This is a genomic window from Streptomyces manipurensis (assembly GCF_049570255.1).
In the GTDB taxonomy this organism is placed as follows: Bacteria; Actinomycetota; Actinomycetes; order Streptomycetales; family Streptomycetaceae; genus Streptomyces; species Streptomyces manipurensis.
On sequence record NZ_CP186950.1, the window covers coordinates 3,868,856 to 3,893,632 of the forward strand.

The following is a 24,777-nucleotide window of genomic DNA, read 5'->3' on the forward strand; positions in this document are numbered from 1 at the left end:
GACCGGAGCCGGCTGCCGTGCGGCAGCCGGCTCCGGCGCGTTCCGGCGCGGGGTCACGGGCCGCGACCATGCGGATGCGGAATGTTCCTGTATCTGCATATTTTGGGTTGTAGTACCGGAAGATCCCGTACGTCTGTTCCTGTCTGAACGAGGAAGGTCCCCATGAAGCGTTTGCCGGTGATCGGTGTGCTCTGCGTCAGTGCGGTGTTCGCCCTCGGCGCCTGCTCCGACGACAGCACGTCCCCCGCCGAGGAGGCCACCGAGGCCGCGGCCGACCTCTGCACCGACCTGAACTCCCTCAAGGCCGACAACGCCAAGCTGAAGGCCCTCAACCCCGCCAACGCGACGAAGGACCAGATCAAGGACGCCGTCGACGCAGTCCAGCAGGACTGGGAGAACGTCAAGGAGAACACCGGCAAGATGAAGGACGCCGAGCGCGAGGCGGTCCAGCAGGCCGCGGAGAACCTGAAGAAGGGTTACGAGGGCCTGCCCGGCGACACCACCGGCAAGGACGCGCTCACCCAGCTCCAGCCGCAGATCCAGCAGCTGGAGGACGCCACGACGACCGCGTCCACCGGGCTCAAGTGCTGACCTGGACCCGGACGCCCCGGCCCATGGACTGACGGACCGCCATCCGGCGCCCGTCGCGGCGGCGCCGCGCGTCCCCTCAGGGGCGCGCGGCCGGCGCGGCGGGCGCCGGCGGCGCGCCGGACACCGCCGGCACCGTCGGGCCGCCGGGCAGCAGTTCGGTCACCACGAACGACACCACGGCGGCCAGGATCACCACCGGGACCATCGCGGAACCGCCGAGCACCACCACCACGAGCACCACCGAGCTCACCGGGAGCCGCATCGCGGCCGCCGCGGTCGCCGCCATGCACGCCGCGAGCGACGGGACGAGTCCGAGGCCCGGCAGCGGGGCGAGGAGCACGCCCGCCATGCCGCCGAGGCACAGCGCGGGGAAGATCGGTCCGCCCCGCATGCTGCCCAGGCAGAGGGCGTAGGCGGCCCCCTTGAAGAGCAGCACGGCGATCAGCGCGCCCACGCCCCAGGCGCCCGGGTCCTTCGTCAGCTCGGCGAGGGTCTCCTGCCCGGAGCCGGCGGCCTCGGCCGGGTTCCGGCCGGTGATCAGCGCGTACAGGGAGATGCAGACGGCCGCCGCCAGGGCGCACTGCACGGTCCGCACGAGCGGCCGCGCGAGGACGTACCGGGCGACGACCCGCGCGCCGTGCATGACGGGGTGCAGGGCGAGGGCCACGGCCGCCCCGATGAGCAGGGCCCAGCCGACGTCGGCGGCGTCCAGATGCGGCACGGGGGCGGAGACCTTCATGGTGAGCTCCCCCGTGTGCAGCCCCGTCCACCGCCCCAGGCCCGTGAACACCAGCGATCCGACGCCGGTGGACAGCAGCGCCGGCAGCATGACCGCGAACAGCTGCGGCCCGCCCACCCCCGCGACCTCGATCAGCAGGACCGCGGCGATCAGGGGGCTGCCGAAGATGACGGCGATGGCCGCTCCGGCGCCGGCCGCGCCGACGAGCGCGGTGCTCTGCGGGGTGGCCGGGATCTGTGCGATGTCCCGCAGCAGCAGGGCCAGTCCGCCGCCCAGGGCGATCAGCGGCGCCTCGGGTCCCAGCACGGCGCCCAGCGGCAGGCTGGCCGCGGCCGCGATGATCACTCCGGGGAGCGCGGCGGAGGAGGCACCCCCGGTCTGCATGCCGCCCGCGGGGATGTGGCCGCCGGCGCCGCGCAGGTGCGTGACGACCAGCCCGACCACGATGCCGCCGACCAGCAGCAGCGGAAGGGGCCACCACCAGGGCGGGACGTCCCACCCGAGGGACTTGGGCAGGTCCGTCCACAGCGAGGTCTCCATCCGGCGGATCAGGACGAGGAACCAGAACGCGGCGAGGGAGACCGGGATGCCGAGGAGGGCGCTCAGGCAGAGCAGTTTGAGGTAGCCGGGGCTGCGGAGCAGCTGCCGCAGGACGTTCGCCTCCTGCGGCTGCTCCTGGCCCGCGGATGCCTCGGGGCCGGGTCGCGACTGCGGCATGGCTCACTTCCTTTCCGCTCCCTCGATGTTCCACCCGGTCGGCCCGCTCCGCCGCCGGGCCGCCGCTCAGGGATCGTCCTCGGGGAGCCGGGAGACCCCCGCCCGCCTGCGCATTCCGACCTTCATGGCGCCGAAGAGAGCCTTGGCGATCACGCCCACCACGACCAGGTCGGCGCCCATCTGCAGGGTGACCAGCACCCGCCCCGTCTCGGAGGTCGCGGCGATGTCGCCGAAGCCGACAGTGGCGAACACGGTCATCGTGAAGTACATGGCGTCGGTGCGGTTCAGCGGCTCGTTGAACGAGGACGGCACGTTGGCGGCGAGCACGTAGTACGTCGAGGAGAACAGGACCAGGAACAGCGGCACGGCCGTGCACAGGGCTTCCAGGGCGCGCAGCCGCGGGTACTCCGCACGGGTGATGGCCCCGGCCTGCCAGAGCGCCAGGAGGCCGAAGGCGACCAGGCCGAGCAGGAGCGTCAGGACGGTCAGCGCGCCGAACCCGTGGTCCAGGGGCGCCCGATAGTACGCCGTCGTGATCAGGGCCACCGCGGCCGCCGAGCGCAGCAGGTGCCCCGCCAGGACGCGTCGGTGGTGCCAGCGGCCGGTGCGTTCCATGTCTTCAGGAGAACGGTCCCGGGCGCATCCGGCGAGCGGAGCTCTGTTCGCGCGGGGGCGTCACCGGCTCGGCATGCGGACTTCCACCGGCGCCTGTATCAATGGATTACCAGGTGCATGATCGGAGTCGAGCATGGACGACTATCCACTCCTCAACCTCTTCTGGACGATGCTGTGGTTCTTCCTGTGGGTCATGTGGTTCTTCCTCCTTTTCAAGATCATCACGGATATCTTCCGTGACCACACCTTGCACGGCTGGGGGAAGGCGGGATGGCTCATCCTCGTTCTGCTGCTGCCGTTCCTCGGCGTGTTCATCTACGTCATCGTGCGCGGCCACAGCATGCACGAACGGGACGCGAAGCAGTACAAGGAGAACCAGGAGGCATTCCGGTCGTACGTCCAGCAGGCGGCCGGTACCGGTGGAGGCTCGGCGGAGGAGCTCAGCAAACTCGCCGCGCTGAAGGACAAGGGCGATATCAGCCAGGAGGAGTTCGAGCGCGCCAAGGCCCGGATCCTGGCCTGACGGCCACCGGCGACGGCCCCGCCCAGCCCGGGCGGGGCCGTCGCCGGACGTCGGACGGCGGCGGGCGTCGGGCGGGGCCGGGCCTCGGGCGGCGGCGCGCGTCAGGTGCCGGCGGGAGTCAGGCCGGGGCGGTCGCGAGGCCGGTCCGCAGCCGGGCCAGCAGCGCGGCGGCCGCCGGCCCGGTCGGCCCGGCCGTGCGCCAGGCCGGCACGATGCGGGCCCGCGGGACCGGTGCGGCGAAGGGCAGCACGAGCAGGCCGGACCCGGCGGTGACGGACTCCGCCGGCCGCGGCACCACCGCCACCCCCAGTCCCCGCCCGGCGAGCTGGGCCAGGAAGCGCGGGTCGGCCGCCTCGAAGACCACGCGCGGACGGAATCCCGCCCGCGCGCACGCGCGTTCCAGCACTCCCCGGGTGCCCGTGCCGCGCGGCAGGCTGATCAGGGGGAGCCCGCGCAGCGCCTCCAGCGGCAGGCCGCCCACACCGGACGCCGCCCCCGTACCGGCTCCCGCGGCGGCGGCCCCCGTACCGCCGGCCAGGGGATGGTCCGGCGCCACGGCCGCCACCAGCGGCTCGTCGACCAGGACCCGGAAGGAGACACCGGGTACGGGATCCTCCTGCGCCGGCCCCACCAGGGCGATGTCTCCCCCTCCTGCAGCGCGGCCAGCATGCGGTCCGAGGACCCCTCGGTCAGGGCGACCGCATGGGAAACAGCACGTACCGCCCCACCGCGTCCGCGCAGGAGGTCACCGCGGCGATCGCCGCCGAACGCCGCGAGCTGGCCGACCTGTTGGACACCCTCCCCGCGGAGAGCTGGGACGCCCCCAGCCTGTGCCGGGGCTGGCGGGTCCGCGAGGTCGCCGCCCACATGACCCTGGGATTCCGGTACTCGACGGCCCGTACCGCCCTCGAACTCCTCCGTGCCGGCGGCCGCCTCCACCGGATGACCGACCGGTGCGCCCGCCGGGACGCGGCCCGCCACCCCGAGCGCGCACTCGCCGCGTTCCTGCGCGACCACGCCCACCACCCGTGGACACCGCCCGTCGGCGGCGCCGCCGCTGCCCTCGCCCACGACGTCGTGCACGGCCTGGACATCACCGTCGCGCTCGGCCTCGGCCGCCGGGTGCCCGAGGACCGCCTGCGGATCCTCCTGGACACCGTCCGCCCCATGACCCTGCGCTTCTTCCGTGCCGGCCTCGACGGGGTCTCCCTGCACGCCACCGACCTCGACTGGTCCTACGGCACCGGCCGCCCCCTGCACGCCACCGCCCAGGAGCTCCTGCTGCTCGCCCACGGCCGCCGCCTCCCGCCGCCCGCGCCGGCCCCCGGCGCCTGATCCGCCGCTCCGCCCCGCTACGCCCGTCCGACGGCGGCAGCCCCCCTGCCGCCCGGGGGACGTCAGGTGACCGGTGCCGGGACCCCTCGTTGGCTGTCGTAAGCGATCACGATGTGGAGGCCGGCAGTGGGCGGACAGCAGACGAGCAGGACCAAGGAGCAGCCGGTCCTGGGGGACGCCGAGGACGTACGGGCCGCGGCCGAGGCCCTCGCGGACGGCTGCCCGGTGGTGCACGGTTTCGGCAACCTGTACGCCGTCACCGCGCGCGCCGACCGGGCCGCCGTCGAGCGGGTGAACCGGATGAAGGGCCGCCCTCCGGCCCAGGCCGGCAGCGTCACCACGGTCCGCGGCCGGGTGGCCTCGCTCTTCGACTGGAGCCGGCTCCCGGAGCGCATGCCGCGCCGGCAGATCGAGGAACTGGTCGAAGAGCTCTTCCTGCTCGGCCCGTTCGGCTTCCGCGGGCCGGCCGCCGCGCACCTGCCCCCGCACCTGACCTCCGTCCAGGACGGGGTCTCCACGGTCCAGCTGATCGGACCGGGCTACCGCTGCCCGTCCAACGCCTTTCTCGCCGAGGCCCTGGACCGTACCGCCGGCACCTTCCTGTCGATCACCTCGGTCAACCGCTCGCGGCACCTGACCGGCGCCGACCACGAACCGGCGCACTGGCGCGCCGAGGGCGCCGCCGCCGACTTCGGGCACGAGGACGACGTCCGCATCCTCGCCCACGACGACGAGGCCGCGGCCCGCCTGCGCCACCCCCACCACGCGCCGGTCCCGACCACGGTGCTCTCCTTCCACCACAGCGCCGGCAACGGCCGCTCGGGCCTGCCCGCGCTCACCCTGGAGCGGCACGGTTCCCTCTCGGCGGACCACACCCGCGCGGTGGCCGCGAACCACGGCTTCGCCCTCGCCGTCTCCCCGCACGCCGCCCACCGCCTCATCCCCGGCGCCTACCGCGACTGACCCCCGGGCGGGGCTCCGCCCGAGTACGCGCGGCCGCACAGGATGAGTAGGCGTACTCAGGCGGCGATCCCCGGCAGCTTCGAGACTCGGCGCAGGTCGAACGAAGCGGAACGGAAGGGAACGGGGAACGGCATGGTGCGGCGCTGGTCGAAGCCTGAGATGTGGGTGCCCGGTGGATACCTGGCGCTGGTGGCCGCGATGCTGGTCTACGTCGCCGTCGGCAGCCGCACCGGGGACATCGGCTTCTTCGGGGTCTGGCCGATCCTGGCCACCGCACCGGTCAGCGTCCTGCTGCTGAGCACCTTCGGCCCCGCGGCGGCCGCCCCGGACGAGCCGTCCCCGGCCGACGGCCCGATCCACGAAGGCCCGGTGCCGCCTCCGGAGCCGCCCACGGAGTTCATACCGGAGTCCGCCCCGCGTCCCTCGGACTGGGTCGCGGACACCTCCACCGACTCCAAGTTCGACATGCTGTCCGAGTTCGGCTTCTACGGCGCGGTCCTCGCCGGCGCCCTGGTCAACGCCACGGCCATCTGGGCCCTGCTCCGCTACGCAGCCCACCGCCGCACCGCCGCCAGGACCCGGGCCTAGCCCACCCGCTCCGTAAACCGACGACGGCCCGGTCAGGCACCGGGCCCTCGTTCACGAGCGGATCACGCGCTGAGCAGCTCCTGCACCGCGGAGCGGATGTCCTCGTCCTGGGTGAAGGCCCGCCAGCTGCCGTCGGACCGCAACCGCCGGTCGCAGGCGGGTATGACGCGCAGGAGCTCCGCGGCAGGTCCGGCAGCGTGCCCGATCCGGGCCAGGTGCCGCACCGCGGGGAGCATGACCGGCACGTGCGTTCCCTCGGGCAGCTCGCGTACGACCGCTGTCAGCACGGGAACGGTGTTCTCCGTGTCGCCGGTGGCGGCCCACAGCGCGTGTGCCGCCTCGACGCGGATCCAGGGGTCGATGTCCGAGGTCATCGCTCTCAGCCGGTCCGCATGGGGTGCGGCATGCGAGCCCAGACCGGCGAGCCTGCGCAGCTCCGGATGCCGGATCCGCTGCTCGGCGAGGCTGCGGCCGAGAAGCTCCAGGACCGGTCCTGGGTCGTCGCAGACCCTCCAGTACGCCCACGCCGCGAGCTCTCCGTGCGGTCCGCCCGCGCCCGCTCGGGACAGCAACAGATCCCCTGCGTCGGCCCCGCCCCTTCCGATCCCGGCCAGGGCCGTCGCCGCCGCGTTCCAGGTCCGGTCGTCCTCCAGCAGGCCGAGCAGCCGTGGAACGGCCTCCTCCGCCGCCGGTCCCCACGCGGCGAGCACCTCGCAGAGCTGGTGGAGCCTGCGGTCGTCCGCGAGGGTGCCGATCCGGTCGCAGACCGCGGGGAGGAGCGGGGCAGCGTGGTCCGGGAGCCGACGCAGCATCTCGGGGAGCGAGGGGAGGACGACGTGGTGCCAGTCGGCGGCAGGGTAGTGGCCGGAGAGCGAAGCGAAGCCGGACCGTTCTCCGGCGATGAGTTCGGTCAGGCCCGGCAGGCAGCGTGGATCGTTCATCCGGACCAGCGCCCACAGGGCGGCCTCCTTCACACGCTGCCCCACTCGCGTGGCGCGGGCCGCACCATCGGTCAGCAGGGAGGCGGCCTCGTCCGCGTGGACAGCGGCCGCCGGGCCGAGGCAGGCCAGCAGCTCGACGGCCCGGAACCGGGCCTCGGTGGCGGGATCGTCCAGCCGCCCGAGGAGACGCGGCAGCAGGGTCGCGGCCGGTGAGCGCCACCGGGACAGCAGTCCGCCCGCCTGGGCCAGGGCGGCGATCCGCTGTTCGGCGTCGTCGTGGTCCGCCAGCACGCCGAGCGTGAAACCGGGGTCCGGCCCGTCGAAAAGTCCCGAGGTCCAGCGGTGCACACCCCGCACCCCGGCATGCACCGAACCGGTGCGGCTCCACAGCTCGACACCCGGGTCCCGCACCGCTTCGAGCACGTCGGCCAGCCGACGGGCGGGAAGACCGGGGTCGCTCGGGGCCAGCGCGTGCACCGCCGCCAGGCGGACCTGCGGCTGAGGGGAGCCGAGCAGTCCGTGAAGAAGGCCGAAGGCCTCGGTACCGTGCACGCCTGCCGGGGCACGCAGGACGGCACGCCCCAGGGCGAGGACCAGATCCAGGCGGGTCGCCGGATCGGCCTCCGCCTCCCAGGATCGGAGCAGCCCGGGAAGGACCAGCTCACCGGGGCTGCCGCAGACCCCGAGCACATCGACTGCCGCTCGCCGGATCTCCGGCTCGGGAGCGTCCAGCAGCCTCAGCACCTCGGGCAGGGCCCGCTCCCACGCCGGCACCCAGGCCGGATCGAGGAGCCGGTCCTCGACGCGTCCGGCTTCCGCCGCCAGCGAGGCGACCAGTTCCAGCATCGCGCAGCGACTCGGCACCTGCGGTGTCGCTGCCAGGCGCAGTACGAAGGGCAGCGCGGCCGATGCGGCGGAACAGATCCAACCACCCTGGTGAAACAGCACGTTGAGCAACTCGGACGAGGCCTCGTAGGCATCGTCCCGATCCGGACCGGCACACCGCCCAAGCAGTCCCGGCACATCCTCGGCGGAACCGTAGTTGTGCTCCAGCCCCGCCCAGTCGACCGCATCCCATCCCGCCCACATGCGCGCGACCCTACCGACCCCGCCCACGCACGGAGAGCGGAGGCAGAACGGAGGACGGGAAGGGAACCGGCGCCATAAGCTTGGGAATCCATCGCGCGGAGCACGCCTTGCACCGGACCTGAACTGCGTGAACAAGCGTTGCCAGACCCCTCTGGGGAGCCCTTCGGGGTCCGCAAGGGACCGCTGTCGACCCTCTTCGAGGGCATGGTTGGGGCACGTCCTACCGGGACGCCGACGAGCAAGGAGACAGACCGGAATGAAGGAACGAGTCCGCGCCGTCCTCGTCACCGCTGACGACACGATGCTGGTCATCCGCCGCACGAAGCCCGGCGTCCCCGCGTACTGGGTGCTTCCCGGAGGCGGCGTCGAGCCCGGCGACGAGTCCCGGGAGGCCGCCCTCCACAGGGAGATCCACGAGGAGATCGCGGGGAAGGCCGACATCATCCGCCTCCTCCACACGACGGAGTCCGACGAGGAGCGTCAGCTCTTCTACCTCGCCCGCATCACGACCTGGTCCTTCGACGACCGCACCGGTCCCGAGTTCAGCGCCGAGGGCTGCGGCGAATACGCGCTGGAGGAGATCCCGCTGACCGCGGAGGGGCTCGACGGCATCGACCTCAAGCCCGAGGAGATCGCCCATGTCCTGCGGGGCGCCATCAGCGCCGGAAGCCTCGCAGGCGAGGCAACGCACTGAGCCTTCGACGCGTGAACACGTCGCCGGGGCCGGCACCGGACGATCCGGCCCGGCCCGGCCGGCATGCCCCTCGTCGCAGGCCGCGGACCTCTCGGGAGAGACGATCTTCACGCGGGGGCGCCACAACAACCTGACGCTCCATCAGGGAAGGTGTGGCACCGACCTCCGTCAGCCGCGCCACTCGCACAGGACGAGCGTGGCGTCGTCCGAGGTGGTGTCGCCGCGGGCCCGTTTGAGGGTGTGGGACAGCTCCCGGGCCACGGTGCGGATCCCGTGGTCGGCCTCTTCCAGCCGGTTCACCCAGTCGATCAGCTGCTCCTCGCCGAACTGCTGCTGCCCGTCGGTGTGTTCCTCGACGAGGCCGTCGGTGAAGCAGAGGACGCGGTCGCCCGGCTCCAGTGTCACCGAGCTGACCTGTGGCTGGTCCCCTCCGAAGCCGACGGGGAGGGTCGTGGGGCTCTCCAGGCGGCCGACGACGCGGTGCGCGCGGACCAGCATCGGTGCCGGGTGTCCCGCGTTGACCCACTGGAGGCGGCCGGTGTCCGTGTCCAGGCGCATCATCTGGGCGGTCACGAAATGGTCCGGATCGAACTGCTCGGCGACGGCCCGGTCCATGAAGAGGTAGATCTCCGACAGCTCGATGCTGATCCGGCGGGCGTGGCGGTACGCGCCGATGGCCACCGTGGCCATGGTGGCCGCGTCCAGACCGTGCCCCATGGCGTCGATCATGGCGAGGTGCAGGACGTCGCCGTTCAGGGCGTAGTCGAAGCTGTCCCCGGCCACGTCGTAGGCGGGCTCCAGGACTCCGGCCACCGCGACGTGCGGCATCACCATCGACAGCGGGGGCAGCAGGGACCACTGGATCTCCGCGGCCACGCTCATCGGTTCGCTGCGCCGCGTCCGGAAGAAGAGGTCGGTGTAGCCGTTCTTGGTCTGCATCATGTCGGCCGTGAGGCCCGCGATCCTGCGCAGGATGCGGCGCTCGTCGCGGCCGACGCTGTCGAGGGTGACGGAGAGGACCCCCACCTGGTCGCCGCCGTCCAGCAGGGGCAGGTGGACCCGTACGCCGTCGGCCGCCGGGATTTCCAGGGGGCAGGACTCCAGGAAGCACCGGCCGGCATCGGACCGGTCGATGGGCTGCGGCCCCCCGGCCCCGGCTCCCGTGCCGGGCAGGGAGACCAGGTTCTGCTGGCCGTAGTCCTGGAGCAGGATCTGGAGATCGCGACCGCCCAGCCGGGCGACCGTCTCCGCGACGAGCGGGGCGACCTGGTGCGGAGGCAGCCCGTGCGCCCGGTCAAGGAGCATCCCGAGCAGTCCCTCCCCGAAGCTCTCGGAGCGGTCCGGGGCCGCGCGACCTCCGACGGCCATCCTGGTGCCTCCAACCGGGCCGGGCGCGAGGTCCGGCCGCACGGGCGGTGTGGCCTACAGGATCCCCTCGGGCGGCCGGGCACGCCACACGAGCGGATCCCGCAGGGCGGGGCCGACGGCGCTCGGTATCCAGGACGAGGTGGAGTCCGGTGCCGCCGTCCCGGCCCCCGGCTGCACGTCCTTCACGCGTGCGAGGGGCGTCAGCCGTGTTCTTCCTCCTCGGCCTCCATGTGCCGGATGCCCTCGTGGGTGAGGGTGACCATCGCGGGGGTGTTGCCGGGTTCCCAGTCGACGGTGATCAGTCCTTCGCCGGCCAGGTAGGTGCAGGCGGCGGCGAGGTCCTGTTCCGGTACGTGGAGGTCGCGCCGCAGCTGTGTTCCGGTGATGCCGAGGAGGCGGTTGCCCTCGACGGCTTCGTACAGGACCCGGAGCACCTGTGCGCGGTAGGTCCGGCGTTCGCGCAGGGTGGCCATGACCGCGTCCTTTCGTGTGCGGGCTCCTGGGCCCGTCGGGGCTCTCAGGTCTCGTCGGGGTGGGCGCCGGTGCCGACGGAGCTCCGGCTTGCGGCCAGCCAGGAGCGGGCGGGGCCGGCGGGTGTGGCCGTGTCCACGGTGAGGTGGAGGCGGGTGTCGCCGTCGAGGCCGGGGTAGCTGCGCTGTTCCGTTGCGGCGAAGCAGCCGCGGAGGGATTCCGCGACCGCCCGTGCGGCTTCGGGGGTGTGCGCGATGATCCGTACCTCGGCGTGTCCGGGCGACGGCAGGGTCTGGGTCTCGATGTACTTCACGTGGGCGTGTCCCTTGTCGGAGTGGGCGGGAAGCCGACGGGTGGGGCGCCGTGGCGCCCCACCCGCTGCCCCGGGCCGGAGGAAAGGTCTGCTGCTCACCGGTGGGGGTGCGGGCGGTGGGCCCGGCGGCCGGTGTCGTCCGGCAGGCCGGGAGGTCGCGGCAGGGGGTCGCTGAAGCGGTAGGCCTCGATCCGGGCGTCGTGCTGGGCGTTCAGCAGATGGATCCAGCGCATTCCGACGGCGATCGCAACGATGATCACTGCGATGAGGACGGTGGTCTCCACGGAGCTCACCTCCAGCCGTTTCCGGGCAGCGGCAGGGTGCTCCGGCCCATCAGATGCCCGAAGGGGGACATGCAGGCCCCGCCTTCGCCGTCCCAGGTGGCTTCCTGGCGCCTGGTGTCGCGGATACCGCGCCCTATGACGGTCTCGTTGGCCATGAGGACGCCTGCCGTCAGGTCGCTGCCCGGTATCGCGGCGGCGGCCATCAGGCGGGCCGCGGCTGCGGGCTCTGTCTCCGGCGGGATGACCAGGAGGTCCCAGCGCCCGACGGTGTAGGAGAGCAGGATGAGCTTGTCGGCGTGCTGCTCGGTGAACCATCCCACGTGGACGGTGTGCCCGGCGACGGGCACCCGGTGCGGGATGACGGGCCAGCGGGTGGGGTTCACAGTGACCCGGGTGATGCGCCCCCAGGGCTCGTCGAGTGCGGCCGCGAGGGGCGGGAGTTCGACGGTCAGGTCACGGGAGTAGGGCCACCAGGCCCCGTCCAGCTGGCCTGCGAGGGTGGTCTTCGGGGTGAGCGAGAGACGTGCCGGGAAGTCCGTGGCGAGGTCGCGGGGTGCGGTCCGGTCGGTGGTGGTGGTCATGGTGCGGACCTGCCCCCGGGCCACCCGTCGGTGGCCCGGTTTGTCGTGTTCGCCGGAAACGACACCCGCGTGGGAGCCGGTGTGCGAAGTGCTCCCGGTACTTCCACCGTACGCCTGTCCGACGGACTCTGACCCGCCGCTACCAGGCATTTTTCCGTATCTGGGCGCATGCCCGCCCGACTGGTAGGTCTGGACGCCTCCGCCTGGAACGGCCTGCCGACCGCCTGGTCGCCGACGGCCGTGTCGTCCACCTCGACTCCGACCCCGTCGGCGACGACACCGTCCTCGTCACCCGCGGCGACAGGGGCCACTTCGCCCTCCTGGTGGTTCCGAGCGGGGGGAGCCGACATGATTCGGACGGCGGACGTCCGTGAGTGGCGCACCCGGGCCAGGAGGTCGCGGGAGGCGTCGACGCGCGGGTCCGCGCGGGCGAGGAGGCGGGAGCCGAACGGAGGCCGCGCCCCGCACGGGAAGCCTGACGGAAACACGCCGACGGGCGGGGACGACCTTCGGGTTGTCCCCGCCCGTCGCGGGCAGCACGGCTTCCCCTCTCGATCATCTGAGTCTGAACCGCGGAAACCTACTCGGGGCGGCGTTTCTCGCCGATCCCGGGACGCCCGTGTCCGTGAACGGGTCCGGCGTGCCGTGACCGGGCACGGTGGTCCTACAGCTTGCTCATCTTGGCGTAAGGACTCACGATCCGCTCCTGCGTCGAGCCGAAATCCACGACCGCCGCTATTCCGTCCTCGATACCGGTGACCCGGCCGAGGCCGTGCACGTCGTGTGTGACCTGGTCGCCTACGGCGAACTGCTTGGGAGGCAGCGCGACCGGGACTTTGAAGGGGCTGGTGGGCAAATAGCGCTTCGGTGCACTGTGCTTTGTCATTGCTGCCAGTATGCGCCCACGCGCCTCCGCCATGGCGTTCACGTCCGCCGGCTGCCGACCCCCGGTCAGACGGTCGGGGAGCCGAGCAACGCGGAAGCGTGCTGGAGGGGGTCGAGGCCGCGGGCGGGCTCGGTGTTCCGCGGGAGGCTGCGGCAGGTGAAGCCGAGCTTGGCCATGGCGCGCAGGACTTCACCGGTGCTGAAGTCACGGCGGTCCTGGCGGGTGATGACCTGGCCGACCTGCTTGGCGGGGTAGGTGCGGCGGCCGATGACCACGGTCTCGCCGACGGCCGGCTCGGGCTTGACGCCCTGCATGGACTGCAGGACGCCGTTCTTGGTGAGGTCGAAGGGGAAGCGGGCGATGACGCAGCGCATGGTGCCTCACAGGAAGGAGGAGGGTGGGTACTGCCGTGGTGAGGCGGTTCAGCGGGTCAGGTCGAGGACGCCCAGGGCGCTGCCTTGTTCGTCGATGACGGGCAGCACGTCGAGCCGGCGGTGGCGCATCGCGCGTTCGGCTTCGGCCGTCGTGGTCAGGGGCGAGGTGAAGAACCCGCGGTCGCCGGGTACGGCACGCAACCGGATCCGGTCGCTGTAGGCGGCGCCGTCGCGGACGGCGATGAGCTGGGCCCGAGTGACGAGCCCGGTGCACAGGCCGTGCTCGTCGCAGACGAGGAGACGGTCGGTGCGCGCACCGGCCATGACGGCCAGGGCCACTTCGACGGTCATGTCATCGCAGACCTGTGGCCCGGCCACCTCCATGACCTCGTTGACCGTCTGGGGTCCCGTACTGGTGCTCGTCGAGTCGGGCTGCATCCGGACCAGCGTCACAATTTGCCTCCTGCACAGATGGGCGAGTCTCCGGATCACGTGGTTCTCAGGCCGCCGCCGCGGCGGAGGCGGGCCGACGGGAACCGGTGCGCCGGGCGTCCGGGGCGGGGCCGCGGCGGCCGCGGGAGGAGGATGTGCTGCGCTTGGGGCGCTCGGGCGCCGGAGCCTTGATGGTGACCGGGATGCCAGAGGGGGCCTGGGCACCGGTGATCCGGATCAGCTCTGCCTCACCCGGGCGGACCGGGTTGGTCTCGGGCACGATGCCTGCGTCCTGCAGGAGACGGTTCATGCCGCGGCGCTGCTGGGGCGTGACGAGGGTGACGACGCTGCCGGACTCGCCGGCCCGGGCGGTGCGGCCGCCGCGGTGGAGGTAGTCCTTGTGGTCGGTCGGCGGATCCACGTTGACGACGAGGTCGAGGTTGTCGACGTGGATGCCGCGGGCCGCGACGTTCGTGGCGACCAGCACGGTGACGTGTCCGGTCTTGAACCAGCCCAGGGTGCGTGCCCGCTGCGGTTGCGTCTTCCCGCCGTGCAGGGCGGCGGCCCGCACGCCGCTGCCGAGGAGCTCTTCGGTGAGGCGGTCCACGGCGTGCTTGGTGTCCAGGAACATGATCACCCGGCCGTCGCGCGCCGCGATCTCCGTGGTCAGCCGCTGCTTGTCGGCGCCGTGCACGTGCAGGACGTGGTGCGCCATCGTCGTGACCGCGCCCCGGGAGGGGTCCACGGAGTGGACGACGGGGTCGGTGAGGTAGCGGCGGACCAGGAGGTCGACGTTGCGGTCCAGGGTCGCGGAGAACAGCATCCGCTGGCCCTCGGGCCTGACCTGGTTGAGCAGTGCGGTGACCTGCGGCATGAAGCCCATGTCGGCCATCTGGTCGGCCTCGTCCAGGACGGTGATCCCGACCTGGTTCAGCCGGCAGTCGCCGCGCTCGATGAGGTCCTTGAGGCGCCCGGGGGTGGCCACGACGACCTCGACGCCGCTGCGCAGCGCGTTCGCCTGCCGGCCGATCGGCATGCCCCCGACGACCGTGGCCAGGCGCAGCTTCACGGCGCGGGCGTACGGGGTGAGGGCATCCGTGACCTGCTGGGCGAGCTCCCGTGTCGGGACCAGGACCAGGGCCAGCGGCTGACGGGGCTCGGCGAACTGTCCAGAGGTGCGGGCGAGCAGCGCCAAGCCGAAGGCGAGGGTCTTTCCGGAGCCGGTCCGGCCGCGGCCGAGGACGTCACGGCCGGCCAGGGAGTTGGGCAGCGTCGCCCCCTGGATGGGGAACGGCACGGTCACGCCCTGCGCGCCGAGCGCGGCCAGCAGGGTCTTCGGCATGTCGAGATCGGCGAACGCCTCGACGGCGGGCAGCGCCGGAGTGATCGTCTTCGGCGGGGCGAACTCGCCCTGCACCGGTGCGGGCCGTCGGCCCTGACCTCCCGAGAGGCGGGGAGCACCAGAACGGCTCGGGGCGGACGACGCACCGAAGCGGCTGCCCCGGGTCGAACCGGAGGGGGAGCCGAAGGCGGGAGCGCCGGTGCGGCGGGTGCGGGAAGAGCGGCTGCTCGTACGTGTGGGGTTCATGAAGAACCTTCCTTGATACGGCACGCATCGAGGAGTTCCGCACCATGGGAGCAGCATGCGGAATCACAGGTACGGACCGAATGGAATGAGAGAAGCGGCAGCGAACGGGATGCCCGATAAATTCGATGCGACGCATGCGGAAAAAGAATGCGCGAAAAAGCGAATCCGAGGCGTCGAGGGGTACGGCTCCCGATGGGGGTTGCGTACCTTGAGGCTGTGTCCCGGCAGGAGAAATCGCTGCGGAAATGAATGCAGCTGGGGCCCGCACCCCGAGGGATGCGGGCCCCAGCTGCAAGATGCGCGTCAGCGTCAGACGGTGACGATGTTCTCGGCCGTCGGGCCCTTCTGGCCCTGCGCGATGTCGAAGGTGACCTTCTGGCCCTCCTGCAGCTCGCGGAAGCCCGAGGCGGCGATGTTCGAGAAGTGGGCGAACACGTCAGCGCCGCCACCGTCCTGCTCGATGAAGCCGAAACCCTTTTCCGCGTTGAACCACTTCACGGTGCCACTGGCCATGTCATATCTCCTTGGGGCAGTACGCCGGCACCCGTACCGTACGGAAGCCGTGTCGCCGCGATGATGCCCTGCCCGGAAATGACCGGAAATACAGAGCGCTTCCGTGCGGCACGGGTGCCGGCGGGAGCGCTCGAAGTTTTCGGGTACCAAAACTGCAACTGGGATAGACGATAGCACGTCCCCGCAGTATTTGTGCGTCGAACATTTCCCCTGGGTGCCGCCGGTAAAAACCCTCTCTGTGGCAACAGTTAAAATCTCAGACCGCGAGCACAGGTATTCATGCACTTTGAATGGGGTGGTCCGGAAGGGGCGGTCGGCTGCAGGCGGCCGTCGACGCCTGGAGGCAGGCAGGCGCGTCAGGCCTCTGGTGGAGACGGTTCCCTGGTTGAAAACCCATCTACCAGAGGCTTCGCCACGTTGTCAGCCCAAATGACGAACCCCGGAAGCAGGTCGGAGAAGGCTCGGTGGTTGACGGTCGCGGGTGCAGTGGAGCCTGCCGGTCGGCAGTACCGCCCACTGGGTGGTCGTCACGTTGCAGCTGGTGGATCGGACGCCTCGGCGGCGCGGCGGTATTCGGCGTTGATGCGCTGGGCCTCTTCGAGCTGGTCTTCGAGGATGATGATGCGGCAGGCGGCCTCGATGGGGGTGCCCTGGTCGACGAGTTCGCGGGCGCGGGCGGCGATGCGCAGTTGGTAGCGGGAGTAGCGGCGGTGGCCGCCCTCGGAGCGGAGCGGGGTGATGAGGCGGGCTTCGCCGATGGCGCGGAGGAAGCCCTGGGTGGTGCCGAGCATGGCGGCGGCCCGGCCCATGGTGTAGGCGGGGTAGTCGTCGTCGTCGAGGCGATCGTCGAACGAGTCGTGTGCTGTCATCTGCACCTCTCTCTGGAACGCGTGGAGGGGCCCTGGTGCCGAACGGCACCAGGGCCCCGAAGGAACTGCTACACCATCCGCCGACCCTAGTACTGCGTCGGCCTTCTGTTTCCGCGGACCCTGCCTGAACTCGGCCGGGGTCGCGGGGATCGCGGTTGCTTGACCGGAGACCACCTCACTATCGATGTCCTGCGGTACCCGGGTTCCGTCCTTCGCCCCGGGCGATCCTGATGGCGGTCAACTCCTCCGTTCTTCCCTCTGAATCGATCACTTGCCAAGCGGGGGACTTCGTACTGCTGGTCATACGAACTGCACTGTGGCCTGTGACAGCACCACCGCCGGCAGCCGGCCCTGTTGCACGTCCTGCACCTGTTGTGGCTCGGAGCGCCACTGCCGAACTGCTCGGTACGCGCGCCCGCAGCCGACGCCTTTACCGAGGTACCGCTCACTGACTGCACTGCTGTCGCTGCGAACTGCACTTGCTGGACTGGTACTGCGTTACTGCCGACGGCGGCCCCTGTACTGCGGCCACCCGGTCCGCCGGCCAGCCCCGTCACCGTCCTGCCTGCGCACTGCGTGTACTGCTGCCCGGCAGTTCGTCCCTCCGGGCCTTGCTCGATCTCGGCTACGTGAGAAACCATAGCTGTCCCGGCATCGAATGTCTACTTCGGCCGCGATAGATTTTCGTGTGTTCAGTGGGGAGGTAATCGGGTTCGAACGCGACCTGGTCGGGGTGTGGCCGGCCGGGGAGCCGTTGCCTTGCGAGGTTGTCCCGGCGCATCGGCATCGCTCGTCACCTCCGCGGGAGGGGGAGGGGCGGAGAGAGGGTGGCGGAGGACGGGGTGCCGGAGGGGGATCGGGTTCCGCGTCCTCCGCCGCTGGTGCCGGCCGGGTCAGCCGGAGATCTGCTTGCGGTCGGCGTTGCCGCCGATGGTGATCTTCCGCGGCTTGGCGCGCTCGGAGATCGGGATCCGCAGAGTCAGCACACCGGCTTCGTAGTCGGCTTCGATGTGCTCGGTGTCGAGGGTGTCGGCCAGCATGACCTGCCGGGAGAAGACCCCGAGGGGCCGCTCGGAGAGCTCCATCTGCACGTCGTCGCCCCTGGCCGCGGGCCGGCGCTCGGCCTTGACGGTGAGCATGTTCCGTTCGACGTCGATGTCGATCGCCTCGGGGCTCACTCCGGGGAGGTCGAAGGCGACGACGTATGCGCCGCCCTGCCTGTAGGCGTCCATCGGCATCACGGACGGCTTCGACCACGTACCGGACGTGCCGGAGAGCTGCTGGACGATGCGGTCCATCTCGCGGAACGGGTCGGTGCGCATCAACATCGCGAAACACCTCCAGCTGGTTCAGGCAGAAACTGCCAATGCGCTTCAACGTGCCTCCGTTGTAACATGTCATCCAAACGATGACAAGCAAGAAGTCATCCGGAGGACGACAGAACGCGGAGACCGCCATGGCCGAGGCCGCAGAGCCGACCGCACCCGTCCCCTTCCTCGCCGCCGCCGCGGCACTGGAGACCGTCAACCAGGCCGTCAAGGACGCGTGGAAAGCTCCCACGGGCACGCCGACAGCCTCGTCCGCACCGGCCGCGGGCCCGCGCCCGGCCCTGGCTGCGCTGTTGATGCTCCGCGAGGTCCGCGAACAGCTCGCCGGCTGGGAAGCCGGCCTGATCGAGAACGCCCGCGGCCAGGGGGCCGGTTGGGCCTACCTCGCCGGCGCCCTCGGAGTCCCGGCGCCCCACGGTGCAGGAGAGCAGGATCAGCTTGTCGGGGTCCTGTTCGGTGAACCAGCCCACGTGCAGCGCGCGCCCGGCCATGGGCACGGTGTGCGGTACGACGGGCCGACGGGTGGGGTTCACGCTGACGCGGGTGACGCGGCCCCAGGGCGCTGGCGAGCGGCGGGAGCTCTGCTGCGAGGTCGGGGGGCGCGGTCCGGTCGAGGGTGGTGGTCATGATGCGGACCTGCCCCCGGACTGCCCGTCGGCAGTAATTCCGGTGCTTTAACCGTACGTCTGTTCGATGGATTATGGTCGGCCTGACCAGGCATTTTCCGGCGGAGGCTCTGTGCAGAGCGGTGGTGCGAACGGCGGGAGTACCGTGAAACGACGGCGGGCTCGTGTACGTCGCAGTCGGTACCGGTGCCGACCTGCGTTCAGGCACGGCCGCACCCAGTAGACGGGCGGACCCCCATGGCTGACCCCGACATCCCCCGCACACCCCCGCTGCTCCTGCCGAATGCGATCCACCAGGCGATCAAACCGGGTGCGGCCCTGTTGCGGCTGGAGACCACGCAGTCCCGGGAGGGGCTCCTGGACGGCGCGTGGTGGCCGCGCACACGCGACATCGAGACCGAGCTGCCCGCGCTGATCAGCGCGTTGACCGAGCACCTCGGGCCCATCACCCGGGTCGGCGTGGACGCATCCGCCTGGAACGTCCTCCCCACCCGCCTGGTCATCGACGATCGGATCGTGCACTTGGACTCCGACCCGGTCGGCGACGACACCGTCCTCATCACGCGCGGCCACAACGACCACTTCGCCCTGCTGGTGGTCCCCCCGGACACCGCCGCCGACGCCGCTCGCGAAGCGATGGCCCGCGCCGTCCGCGCCGACAACATCACCCAGGCCGCTCAGATCCTCATCACCACCACACCAGATGCAACAGACACGAGCCCTGGACCGGCAGCGAAATCCAGCTGAAGGCGCACCGCGATGCACTGAATACCGCGCTCCGGCCGGGCGATTTCCGTCGTTTATTTATTGCAACCGGAAAATATGGTCAGCCAGGTGAGATGCGAAAAGAAGTTCGGGTCGCTCTGCGCCCGGCGCGAATCACCGTGCATGACGTGGAGCAGGCGGATCCAGCCGCCCTGGCCGTGGCAGTCTTCTCGTCAGCGCAAGGTTCTTGGAGTGGAGGTATGCGCCCCGTGAGTGTCACTGTCAATCCCACCGTCAGCAGGCGCCGACTGGGGTCGGAGCTACGTCGGCTCCGGGAGATCAGCGGTATGACGACGCAGCAGGTGGCGGCACGCCTGTTGATTTCCCAGCCCAAGATCAGTCTGCTGGAGAACGGCCGCCGCATCATCAAGCCACGCGATGTGCGAGATCTCTGCGGGCTGTACGGAGTCCGGGATCAGCGGCGGGTTGACGATTTGATGCAGATGGCCAGGGAATCGGGCGGGCAGGGCTGGTGGAACGCCTACGACGACATCCCGTACGGCGCCTACATCGGCCTGGAGACCGAGGCGGCTGCGGTCCGGTGCTACGAGCCCCTGGTGATTCCCGGCCTGCTGCAGACCTCCGCCTACGCACGGGCGGTCATCGCAGGAACGATCCCTCATGCCACTGCCGAACAGGCGGCCACACACCGCGAGGTGCGGATGCGGCGCCAGGACCGGCTGCGTGCCCCGGGCAACCTCCTGCGCTTATGGGTCGTGCTGGACGCATCGGCGCTGTGGCGCGTCGTGGGCAGCCGCGAGGTCATGCGCGACCAGCTGGAGCATCTGACCCACCTCAGCGCCCAGCCGCATATCACCGTGCAGGTTCTCCCTCACGATGTGGGTGCGCACCCGGGTGTCTCGGGACAGTTCACGCTGCTCGAGTTCGCCGAGGCCACCGATGGCAGCGTGGTGTATCTGGAGAGGTTCACCAGCGACCTCTATCTGGAGAAACGATCCGACGTGCGACGCTACAGCGACATGTACGCGCACTTGCAGGCCCAGGCGCTGAGCCCGGACGGTACCCGGAGTTTCATCGAGGAGGCCATCAAGGCGTACGCCGGCCCAGAATCGTCGCCCGATGCCCACGCGCTGACCCTGCCGAGCCGGTGAGCGCCGTGCGATACAAGCCCCTCCGGGTGCCGGGTCGGCTGCCCCCGTGCAAGCCGGACCCGCTGGCGGGTGGGTCCGTGACCACTCGCGAGCGCCACTGAACCCCCGGACGATGTGTCGTGGGGCTCAGCCGCCGAACGCGGACCGGACGGCCTGTGTGGTTGATCGAGCTTCAGCCCCTGCCTGTCATGGGCAGGCCCTTGTCGGGCGGTATGTGACAGGGCCCGGCCGGGTGACTGCGGACCGGCGGCCGGGCCCTGGGAGTGTGCGCGTGGTCTTCTGGTCAGAGGTTCTCGTCGTGCAGGTCCTCTTCGCGCAGCAGGTCGTCCTCGCGGCGGCGCGGGGCCTCCTTCTGGTTCTGCTTCTGGCCCTGCTTGCGGGATGACTTGCCCGGCTGGGGGTGAGCGGGGTCTCCGGAGCGATGGTGCTCCTGCGCCTTGCTGCCCCTGCCCGGTTCCTTGCGCTTGTCCTGCGTACCGCCCATGACGGTGACTCCTCTTGATGGGTACGGATTCCTCTCGGACGACGCTGACATGCACCGTTACGGTCTGCATCATTTCGACTGCGAAGCGAGGCACGCGGGTGATGCCTGTCCCCGATGTGGCGGCGTCGGGAGGCGGGCCGGCTGATCGGTGCCGAGGATGGGCGCGATTCCCACCTGCCCCCTGCTGTCAGGAGCCCGTTTCATGCTGGAGCGCACGCTGCACGAGGACCGCATGGAAGTCACCTTCGTACTGCCCGCCGACACCCCGCTCGGCGCGGTCAGCGTGGTGGGCGACTTCAACGACTGGCAGCCGGGTGCCCACACCCTGCGGCCGCGCAAGGACGGGAAGCGGGCCGTCACGGTCGAGCTGCCGAGCGGGAGCACGCATTCCTTCCGGTACCTGGCCGCCGGTGACTACTGGTTCAACGACGAGAGCACCGGAGATAAGGACGGCCCCAACAGCCGTCTGCACACGTGATGGACCGGTGACGGCCCCTCATTCCGGGCTTGGGGCCAGGGGCCGCTGTCGCCCGCGCAGGCCAGATGCTGCCTGGCATACCCATCCTTTGTGGTCCGCGTGGCTGCTCAGCTCTGCTCGGACGCGAGCCCGGTGGCCAGCGTGGTGTCCTTCTGTGCAGGGGCGGCTCGATGCTTGGTGCCGGGTACGCAGGACCTGCCCTGTGGAGGTACGGTTCCGAATCCCGCTGCTCGACCGGGTGCCGGTCGCCGCATCCCTGTGCGCTGTGTTGCGCGTCGCCACAGGCGAGGCAGGAAGGTGTAGAAGCGGTCGGGAAGGAACACGGCGTCCGCCACGATCATCGCCCCGGAGAACAGGGGCAGTCCCAGGAGCACTGCGATACCGATGTGCATGCCCAGCAGCACCGTCAGGACGGGGTACTTGAGCCTGCCGAAGAGCACGAACGGGAAGGCGACCTGCAGGAGTACCGTCAGGTAGCTGGCGATCGCGATCACCATCGGGTACTCGTCCACGAGGTGGGAGAGCGCGGGCCAGGGCTGGAACAGCTCGAGGTTCAGTGCGTAGTGGAGAGCGGTGCCGCCGCCCCAGGTCGGGCCCTGGATCTTGTACAGGCCGGCCGATCCGTAGAGGATGCAGACTTGCGCCGCGATGACGAGGATGCCGCAGTTGTGCACCACCGTGGTCAAGGTGGCACGGGCATCGTGGAGTTGTTGTGCGGAGAAGCTCCTCACCGGCTTCGGCCCGTCGCATGCACGGGCTGTCTTGAGTCGGTTCCTGCGTGCGTCCAGGGACCAGCGCCGGCCGCACGCGGTGAGGACGAGGTAGAGGGCCATCAGCAGGATCAGGTTGTCGCCCCCGTCCGTCATGAAGATCGATCTGGCATGGAACGAGGTCACCACGACGGCGAAGAGGACGGACATGGCCCGGGTCCGCCAGCCCAGCATGAACAGCGTGGACGTGACGAGGGCCGCCATGTAGCAGAGTTCGAAGTAGGCACGGCTGTCGGACAGGATCAGGATGCTGTTCCAGCCCGTCTGGCCGAAGAGCTGCTGTGCCAGTGCCGGTGTCCAGGGGGAGCCGGGGCCCCAGATCTCGTCACGGTGCGGGAACTCGCGCAGCAGGAAGACCAGGTAGAGCAGCCCGTAGCCGATGCGCAGAACCGACGCGGCGTACAGGGAGATCGGCCGGTCGGTGAGAAGCGCCCACAGAGCGCTGATCCGGTCGAGGAGCCACCGGTGGGCCGCGTCGGCGATCGAAGTCTCCTGGACCGGAGGCGGGTGCGGCGTCGCTGCCACGGAAGGGGGCTGGGGAATCTGCTCATTTCCCATGGGAGGTCACCTTCCACCAGGGCAGGAGCCGGTCCTCGGTGGGTGCCGGCGGTTGGTTACCGGCCGGTGCGCCGGCCGCGGCGACGGGCAGTGTGACGACCCGGAGCTGAATGAAGTCGAAAGTGCCGCCGTCGTTGTGGGCGGCGACGCGGTCCGCGGCGATGTTGCGCAGGTACGTCTGCAGCATCACGGCGCGTTCCGAGCGTGCCGTGTCGCTTCCTCCGTGTGTCTCGACATAAGAGGTCCAGGCGCGGCGCAGGAGGTTCTGGGACGTATGGCTCGGAAATACATTGTGGTCGACCGCGGAATGGTCGACGGCAGCCAGGTCGAACCAGGGGGTCACCTGCACCGAACCCTTGGAGTCGGTGTGTGCGGTCCTCGCCAGGATCTTTCGGTTGAAGGAGTCGGGGTCCGGGGCGAAGAGCCGCCAGTTCTGTTCGAAGAGCGGGTACACCCATCCGTTGACCTGTGAGGCGTATCGCTTCGATACAGGGTTGGACGGTGCCACATGAAGGAACACCAGCACGACATGGACCAGAGCCGTCACCAGGCAGAGGGCCACGGCGGTGCGCAGCGCTGCTCTCAGCGTACGAACACCCGCGGGCCGCTTACCCGGTCCGACCGCTTCGTCACGGCACTCCTGGGGGGCAGGACCGGAATCGGACTGATGAAGTTCCTTCACGTCCGCAGATTCAATTCTGCTCGACACCGCCCACCCGGTCCTTCTCATGTCTGCTGTTCGCCTGAGGTCTGCGACTCACCGACGGCGCGCGGCGGATTCGATGAGGATTCCGCCGCGCGCCGTCATCCGATGAACGGGCTCCGTGCCGCCTGCTGCCTAGCCCTCGTGGCCCGCGGGCTTGTTGCCGTAGCCGTAGTGGTCGCCGTGCTTCCCGTCGTGGCCGTGGCCGTGGCCGTGGTCCGGCTTACCGGGTCCCTCGTCGTGTCCGTTGCCCGGCCCGCCGTGCTCCGGCCCGCCGTGCTCCGGGCCGCCATTGTCCGGTCCGCCGTGGTCCGGTCCGCCGGGCAGACCGCCGTGCCCGCCGGTGACGTTGCCCCCGGTGATGGTCCCGCCAGTCGTGTTGCCACCGGTCGTGTTGCCGCCGGTCGTGTTCCCGGCCGTGTTGCCCGCGGTGTTTCCGGAGGTGTTGCCGGAGATGTTCCCCGAGGTTCCGCCCGACACGAGGTCGACGATCGGTCCGCCCAGGAGGCCACCACCGATCAGACCCACGGTCGTACCGGTCGTCGACCCGCCGGTCGGCGTTCCGGCAGTCGTGCCCGTGGTCGTGCCGGTCGTCGTGCCCGTGGTCGTGCCCGTGGTCGTGCCGGTGGTCGTTCCGCCGGTGGCGCACCCGCCCAGGAAGATCCTGTTGGTGTCGAGCGTCACGGCACCGTTACGGGCCAGCGCCCGGCCCTCGATGTTCGTCCCCGTGGTAGCGCTGATCGAGGTCAGAGCCATGATGGTGCCCACGAAGGTGGAGGTGGTGCCGAGGGTGGCAGAACTCCCGATCTGCCAGTACACGTTGCACGCCGAAGCGCCGTTCGTGAGGAGCACCCGGCTATTGGATGCCGTCGTCAGGGCTTCAGGGATCTGGAACACCCAGACGGCATTGGGGTCTCCTCCGGCGTCCAGGATCAGGTCACCGGTGAGCCCGACACCGGCGACAGCGGTGTGGACGCCCGGAAGCAGCGTCTGGCCGGCGCCGATTCCCGCAGCGAGCGCGAAGTCCGTGGCCTGCCCCGCAGCGTTGTTGTACGCCTGGACCAGGTCGGACTTGGCCTGAAGCGCCACAGCGTCGGCAGCGTGCACGGCGCCGAGCACCAAGCCGGGCGGGAATCCGGAGATGGCAGGGTTCGGGTGTGTCCCAAGGTCGTGACTGATCACGGAGGGGCCGGTGTTGGTAACGCCCTGACCTGCCAGAACGGAAAGCTGGCGGCCGTGGCCAGAGGCACGGGTGTCGCGATGGCCATTGCCTGCGTCGGCGATCCGGCGACCATGACAGCGGCAACCGTTACGGCGACGGCCGAGGACAGCCAGCCGGACAGAGTGCGGCGCCGAGCCGCCTGGATTTTCAGCTTCATCAAGAGGCCATTTCCTGTGGGGGGCCGTGGCGTACCGGGCCCTACCGTTCGCCCGGGAAGCCCTGGTGTGTCGCTGCCGCATATTACGCAGGAAATTTCG

The 24,777-nt window shown here is 70.6% G+C and carries 31 protein-coding genes and 1 pseudogene; 10 read left to right on the forward strand and 22 right to left on the reverse strand.

All coding sequences use genetic code 11. From position 1 onward, the window contains the following. Window positions 1-162: 162 nt before the first annotated feature. Window positions 163-591, forward strand: a complete 429-nt coding sequence (locus ACPU2J_RS17855; RefSeq protein ID WP_420080157.1) for a hypothetical protein — start codon at window positions 163-165, stop codon at window positions 589-591. Window positions 592-667: 76 nt separating this feature from the next. Here the strand turns inward: ACPU2J_RS17855 and ACPU2J_RS17860 are convergent, their stop codons facing one another. Then, the gene (locus ACPU2J_RS17860; RefSeq protein ID WP_423833591.1) at window positions 668-2,047 is read right to left on the reverse strand and encodes a chloride channel protein; all 1,380 of its coding nucleotides are present in this window, start codon (window positions 2,045-2,047) and stop codon (window positions 668-670) included. A 66-nt stretch (window positions 2,048-2,113) separates the two neighbouring features. Then, window positions 2,114-2,662: a potassium channel family protein gene (locus tag ACPU2J_RS17865; protein WP_420080155.1), complete on the reverse strand. Its 549-nt coding sequence runs from the start codon at window positions 2,660-2,662 to the stop codon at window positions 2,114-2,116. 133 nt (window positions 2,663-2,795) lie between these two features. Here ACPU2J_RS17865 and ACPU2J_RS17870 point away from each other — a divergent pair, with 133 nt between their 5' ends. Then, a complete protein-coding gene (locus ACPU2J_RS17870) occupies window positions 2,796-3,185 on the forward strand; it encodes an SHOCT domain-containing protein (RefSeq protein WP_361596172.1) in 390 nt (129 codons plus the stop codon). Between the two features lie 118 nt (window positions 3,186-3,303). Here the strand turns inward: ACPU2J_RS17870 and ACPU2J_RS17875 are convergent, their stop codons facing one another. Further along, window positions 3,304-3,816 (reverse strand): LysR family transcriptional regulator substrate-binding protein, encoded by a 513-nt coding sequence (locus ACPU2J_RS17875; RefSeq protein ID WP_423833592.1) that lies wholly within the window; start codon window positions 3,814-3,816, stop codon window positions 3,304-3,306. 71 nt (window positions 3,817-3,887) lie between these two features. Here ACPU2J_RS17875 and ACPU2J_RS17880 point away from each other — a divergent pair, with 71 nt between their 5' ends. The 3 genes from ACPU2J_RS17880 (at window position 3,888) to ACPU2J_RS17890 (ending at window position 6,071) form a co-directional block, all read left to right on the forward strand. Next, entirely contained in the window at window positions 3,888-4,520 is a 633-nt protein-coding gene (locus ACPU2J_RS17880) for a maleylpyruvate isomerase family mycothiol-dependent enzyme (RefSeq protein WP_423833593.1), read from the forward strand. 126 nt (window positions 4,521-4,646) lie between these two features. After that, entirely contained in the window at window positions 4,647-5,483 is an 837-nt protein-coding gene (locus tag ACPU2J_RS17885) for a hypothetical protein (RefSeq protein ID WP_420080152.1), read from the forward strand. A gap of 132 nt (window positions 5,484-5,615) precedes the next feature. After that, window positions 5,616-6,071, forward strand: coding sequence for an SCO4225 family membrane protein (locus ACPU2J_RS17890; protein ID WP_423833594.1), 456 nt, complete (start codon window positions 5,616-5,618; stop codon window positions 6,069-6,071). Between the two features lie 62 nt (window positions 6,072-6,133). Here ACPU2J_RS17890 and ACPU2J_RS17895 read toward each other — a convergent pair whose 3' ends face one another. After that, entirely contained in the window at window positions 6,134-7,960 is a 1,827-nt protein-coding gene (locus ACPU2J_RS17895) for a hypothetical protein (RefSeq protein WP_423833595.1), read from the reverse strand. Between the two features lie 397 nt (window positions 7,961-8,357). Between ACPU2J_RS17895 and ACPU2J_RS17900 the strand changes: the two genes are divergently transcribed. Next, window positions 8,358-8,795 (forward strand): NUDIX hydrolase, encoded by a 438-nt coding sequence (locus ACPU2J_RS17900; protein ID WP_420080149.1) that lies wholly within the window; start codon window positions 8,358-8,360, stop codon window positions 8,793-8,795. 168 nt (window positions 8,796-8,963) lie between these two features. On the opposite strand, the gene ACPU2J_RS17905 is transcribed toward ACPU2J_RS17900, so the two are convergent. The 5 genes from ACPU2J_RS17905 to ACPU2J_RS17925 all read right to left on the reverse strand — a co-directional run bounded on the left by ACPU2J_RS17905 (window position 8,964) and on the right by ACPU2J_RS17925 (window position 11,812). Then, complete coding sequence (locus ACPU2J_RS17905; RefSeq protein WP_420080148.1) at window positions 8,964-10,163, reverse strand: PP2C family protein-serine/threonine phosphatase; 1,200 nt, start codon at window positions 10,161-10,163, stop codon at window positions 8,964-8,966. 200 nt (window positions 10,164-10,363) lie between these two features. Continuing rightward, the gene (locus ACPU2J_RS17910) at window positions 10,364-10,636 is read right to left on the reverse strand and encodes a hypothetical protein (protein ID WP_420080146.1); all 273 of its coding nucleotides are present in this window, start codon (window positions 10,634-10,636) and stop codon (window positions 10,364-10,366) included. A 44-nt stretch (window positions 10,637-10,680) separates the two neighbouring features. Further along, window positions 10,681-10,947 (reverse strand): hypothetical protein, encoded by a 267-nt coding sequence (locus ACPU2J_RS17915; protein ID WP_420080145.1) that lies wholly within the window; start codon window positions 10,945-10,947, stop codon window positions 10,681-10,683. A 95-nt stretch (window positions 10,948-11,042) separates the two neighbouring features. Beyond that, entirely contained in the window at window positions 11,043-11,231 is a 189-nt protein-coding gene (locus tag ACPU2J_RS17920) for a hypothetical protein (protein ID WP_420080144.1), read from the reverse strand. Between the two features lie 5 nt (window positions 11,232-11,236). Next, entirely contained in the window at window positions 11,237-11,812 is a 576-nt protein-coding gene (locus ACPU2J_RS17925) for a DUF5994 family protein (protein WP_420080143.1), read from the reverse strand. Between the two features lie 171 nt (window positions 11,813-11,983). Here ACPU2J_RS17925 and ACPU2J_RS17930 point away from each other — a divergent pair. Beyond that, window positions 11,984-12,144 (forward strand): annotated as a pseudogene (locus ACPU2J_RS17930) (DUF5994 family protein); the annotation flags it as partial. Window positions 12,145-12,476: 332 nt separating this feature from the next. Here ACPU2J_RS17930 and ACPU2J_RS17935 read toward each other — a convergent pair. The 8 genes from ACPU2J_RS17935 to ACPU2J_RS17970 form a co-directional block, all read right to left on the reverse strand. Next, complete coding sequence (locus ACPU2J_RS17935; RefSeq protein WP_420080142.1) at window positions 12,477-12,698, reverse strand: CarD family transcriptional regulator; 222 nt, start codon at window positions 12,696-12,698, stop codon at window positions 12,477-12,479. 65 nt (window positions 12,699-12,763) lie between these two features. Next, window positions 12,764-13,072 (reverse strand): SCO5918 family protein, encoded by a 309-nt coding sequence (locus ACPU2J_RS17940; protein ID WP_420080141.1) that lies wholly within the window; start codon window positions 13,070-13,072, stop codon window positions 12,764-12,766. A gap of 48 nt (window positions 13,073-13,120) precedes the next feature. Continuing rightward, the gene (locus ACPU2J_RS17945) at window positions 13,121-13,525 is read right to left on the reverse strand and encodes a CBS domain-containing protein (protein WP_420080140.1); all 405 of its coding nucleotides are present in this window, start codon (window positions 13,523-13,525) and stop codon (window positions 13,121-13,123) included. A 46-nt stretch (window positions 13,526-13,571) separates the two neighbouring features. Then, a complete protein-coding gene (locus tag ACPU2J_RS17950) occupies window positions 13,572-15,092 on the reverse strand; it encodes a DEAD/DEAH box helicase (RefSeq protein ID WP_420080139.1) in 1,521 nt (506 codons plus the stop codon). 309 nt (window positions 15,093-15,401) lie between these two features. Continuing rightward, window positions 15,402-15,605 (reverse strand): cold-shock protein, encoded by a 204-nt coding sequence (locus ACPU2J_RS17955; RefSeq protein ID WP_399816266.1) that lies wholly within the window; start codon window positions 15,603-15,605, stop codon window positions 15,402-15,404. A gap of 527 nt (window positions 15,606-16,132) precedes the next feature. Further along, entirely contained in the window at window positions 16,133-16,474 is a 342-nt protein-coding gene (locus tag ACPU2J_RS17960) for a MerR family transcriptional regulator (protein ID WP_226731640.1), read from the reverse strand. An 893-nt stretch (window positions 16,475-17,367) separates the two neighbouring features. Then, window positions 17,368-17,802, reverse strand: a complete 435-nt coding sequence (locus ACPU2J_RS17965; RefSeq protein WP_423833596.1) for an Hsp20/alpha crystallin family protein — start codon at window positions 17,800-17,802, stop codon at window positions 17,368-17,370. 95 nt (window positions 17,803-17,897) lie between these two features. Then, window positions 17,898-18,335 (reverse strand): hypothetical protein, encoded by a 438-nt coding sequence (locus ACPU2J_RS17970; protein WP_423833597.1) that lies wholly within the window; start codon window positions 18,333-18,335, stop codon window positions 17,898-17,900. A 330-nt stretch (window positions 18,336-18,665) separates the two neighbouring features. On the opposite strand from ACPU2J_RS17970, the gene ACPU2J_RS17975 reads away from it, so the two are divergent. Both ACPU2J_RS17975 and ACPU2J_RS17980 read left to right on the forward strand, forming a co-directional pair. Then, on the forward strand, window positions 18,666-19,175 hold the full coding sequence (locus ACPU2J_RS17975; protein ID WP_423833598.1) for a DUF5994 family protein: 510 nt from the start codon (window positions 18,666-18,668) through the stop codon (window positions 19,173-19,175). Window positions 19,176-19,402: 227 nt separating this feature from the next. After that, entirely contained in the window at window positions 19,403-20,305 is a 903-nt protein-coding gene (locus tag ACPU2J_RS17980; protein WP_423833599.1) for a helix-turn-helix domain-containing protein, read from the forward strand. Between the two features lie 283 nt (window positions 20,306-20,588). Here ACPU2J_RS17980 and ACPU2J_RS17985 read toward each other — a convergent pair whose 3' ends face one another. Then, window positions 20,589-20,789 (reverse strand): hypothetical protein, encoded by a 201-nt coding sequence (locus ACPU2J_RS17985; protein WP_423833600.1) that lies wholly within the window; start codon window positions 20,787-20,789, stop codon window positions 20,589-20,591. Between the two features lie 202 nt (window positions 20,790-20,991). Here ACPU2J_RS17985 and ACPU2J_RS17990 point away from each other — a divergent pair, with 202 nt between their 5' ends. Then, window positions 20,992-21,267, forward strand: coding sequence for an isoamylase early set domain-containing protein (locus ACPU2J_RS17990; protein ID WP_423833601.1), 276 nt, complete (start codon window positions 20,992-20,994; stop codon window positions 21,265-21,267). Between the two features lie 107 nt (window positions 21,268-21,374). Here ACPU2J_RS17990 and ACPU2J_RS17995 read toward each other — a convergent pair whose 3' ends face one another. The 4 genes from ACPU2J_RS17995 to ACPU2J_RS18010 all read right to left on the reverse strand — a co-directional run bounded on the left by ACPU2J_RS17995 (window position 21,375) and on the right by ACPU2J_RS18010 (window position 24,677). Continuing rightward, window positions 21,375-22,595, reverse strand: a complete 1,221-nt coding sequence (locus ACPU2J_RS17995; protein ID WP_423833602.1) for an HTTM domain-containing protein — start codon at window positions 22,593-22,595, stop codon at window positions 21,375-21,377. After that, window positions 22,585-23,325: a DUF5819 family protein gene (locus ACPU2J_RS18000; protein WP_423833603.1), complete on the reverse strand. Its 741-nt coding sequence runs from the start codon at window positions 23,323-23,325 to the stop codon at window positions 22,585-22,587. The genes ACPU2J_RS17995 and ACPU2J_RS18000 overlap by 11 nt, the downstream gene beginning before the upstream one ends. A gap of 108 nt (window positions 23,326-23,433) precedes the next feature. After that, window positions 23,434-24,480: an ice-binding family protein gene (locus ACPU2J_RS18005; RefSeq protein WP_423833604.1), complete on the reverse strand. Its 1,047-nt coding sequence runs from the start codon at window positions 24,478-24,480 to the stop codon at window positions 23,434-23,436. After that, window positions 24,477-24,677, reverse strand: coding sequence for a hypothetical protein (locus ACPU2J_RS18010; RefSeq protein WP_423833605.1), 201 nt, complete (start codon window positions 24,675-24,677; stop codon window positions 24,477-24,479). The genes ACPU2J_RS18005 and ACPU2J_RS18010 overlap by 4 nt, the downstream gene beginning before the upstream one ends. Window positions 24,678-24,777: the final 100 nt, after the last annotated feature.

Coding starts and splice junctions, on each gene's coding strand:
- ACPU2J_RS17855 (WP_420080157.1), top strand. CDS start 163: ATGAAGCGTTTGCCGGTGATCGGTGTGCTCTGCGTCAGTGCGGTGTTC.
- ACPU2J_RS17940 (WP_420080141.1), bottom strand. CDS start 13,072: ATGCGCTGCGTCATCGCCCGCTTCCCCTTCGACCTCACCAAGAACGGC.
- ACPU2J_RS17900 (WP_420080149.1), top strand. CDS start 8,358: ATGAAGGAACGAGTCCGCGCCGTCCTCGTCACCGCTGACGACACGATG.
- ACPU2J_RS17865 (WP_420080155.1), bottom strand. CDS start 2,662: ATGGAACGCACCGGCCGCTGGCACCACCGACGCGTCCTGGCGGGGCAC.
- ACPU2J_RS17955 (WP_399816266.1), bottom strand. CDS start 15,605: ATGGCCAGTGGCACCGTGAAGTGGTTCAACGCGGAAAAGGGTTTCGGC.
- ACPU2J_RS17995 (WP_423833602.1), bottom strand. CDS start 22,595: ATGGGAAATGAGCAGATTCCCCAGCCCCCTTCCGTGGCAGCGACGCCG.
- ACPU2J_RS17905 (WP_420080148.1), bottom strand. CDS start 10,163: ATGGCCGTCGGAGGTCGCGCGGCCCCGGACCGCTCCGAGAGCTTCGGG.
- ACPU2J_RS17925 (WP_420080143.1), bottom strand. CDS start 11,812: ATGACCACCACCACCGACCGGACCGCACCCCGCGACCTCGCCACGGAC.
- ACPU2J_RS17950 (WP_420080139.1), bottom strand. CDS start 15,092: ATGAACCCCACACGTACGAGCAGCCGCTCTTCCCGCACCCGCCGCACC.
- ACPU2J_RS17880 (WP_423833593.1), top strand. CDS start 3,888: ATGGGAAACAGCACGTACCGCCCCACCGCGTCCGCGCAGGAGGTCACC.
- ACPU2J_RS17990 (WP_423833601.1), top strand. CDS start 20,992: ATGCTGGAGCGCACGCTGCACGAGGACCGCATGGAAGTCACCTTCGTA.
- ACPU2J_RS17890 (WP_423833594.1), top strand. CDS start 5,616: ATGGTGCGGCGCTGGTCGAAGCCTGAGATGTGGGTGCCCGGTGGATAC.
- ACPU2J_RS17870 (WP_361596172.1), top strand. CDS start 2,796: ATGGACGACTATCCACTCCTCAACCTCTTCTGGACGATGCTGTGGTTC.
- ACPU2J_RS17965 (WP_423833596.1), bottom strand. CDS start 17,802: ATGTTGATGCGCACCGACCCGTTCCGCGAGATGGACCGCATCGTCCAG.
- ACPU2J_RS17860 (WP_423833591.1), bottom strand. CDS start 2,047: ATGCCGCAGTCGCGACCCGGCCCCGAGGCATCCGCGGGCCAGGAGCAG.
- ACPU2J_RS18000 (WP_423833603.1), bottom strand. CDS start 23,325: ATGAGAAGGACCGGGTGGGCGGTGTCGAGCAGAATTGAATCTGCGGAC.
- ACPU2J_RS17960 (WP_226731640.1), bottom strand. CDS start 16,474: ATGACAGCACACGACTCGTTCGACGATCGCCTCGACGACGACGACTAC.
- ACPU2J_RS17985 (WP_423833600.1), bottom strand. CDS start 20,789: ATGGGCGGTACGCAGGACAAGCGCAAGGAACCGGGCAGGGGCAGCAAG.
- ACPU2J_RS17975 (WP_423833598.1), top strand. CDS start 18,666: ATGGCTGACCCCGACATCCCCCGCACACCCCCGCTGCTCCTGCCGAAT.
- ACPU2J_RS18010 (WP_423833605.1), bottom strand. CDS start 24,677: ATGAAGCTGAAAATCCAGGCGGCTCGGCGCCGCACTCTGTCCGGCTGG.
- ACPU2J_RS17935 (WP_420080142.1), bottom strand. CDS start 12,698: ATGACAAAGCACAGTGCACCGAAGCGCTATTTGCCCACCAGCCCCTTC.
- ACPU2J_RS17910 (WP_420080146.1), bottom strand. CDS start 10,636: ATGGCCACCCTGCGCGAACGCCGGACCTACCGCGCACAGGTGCTCCGG.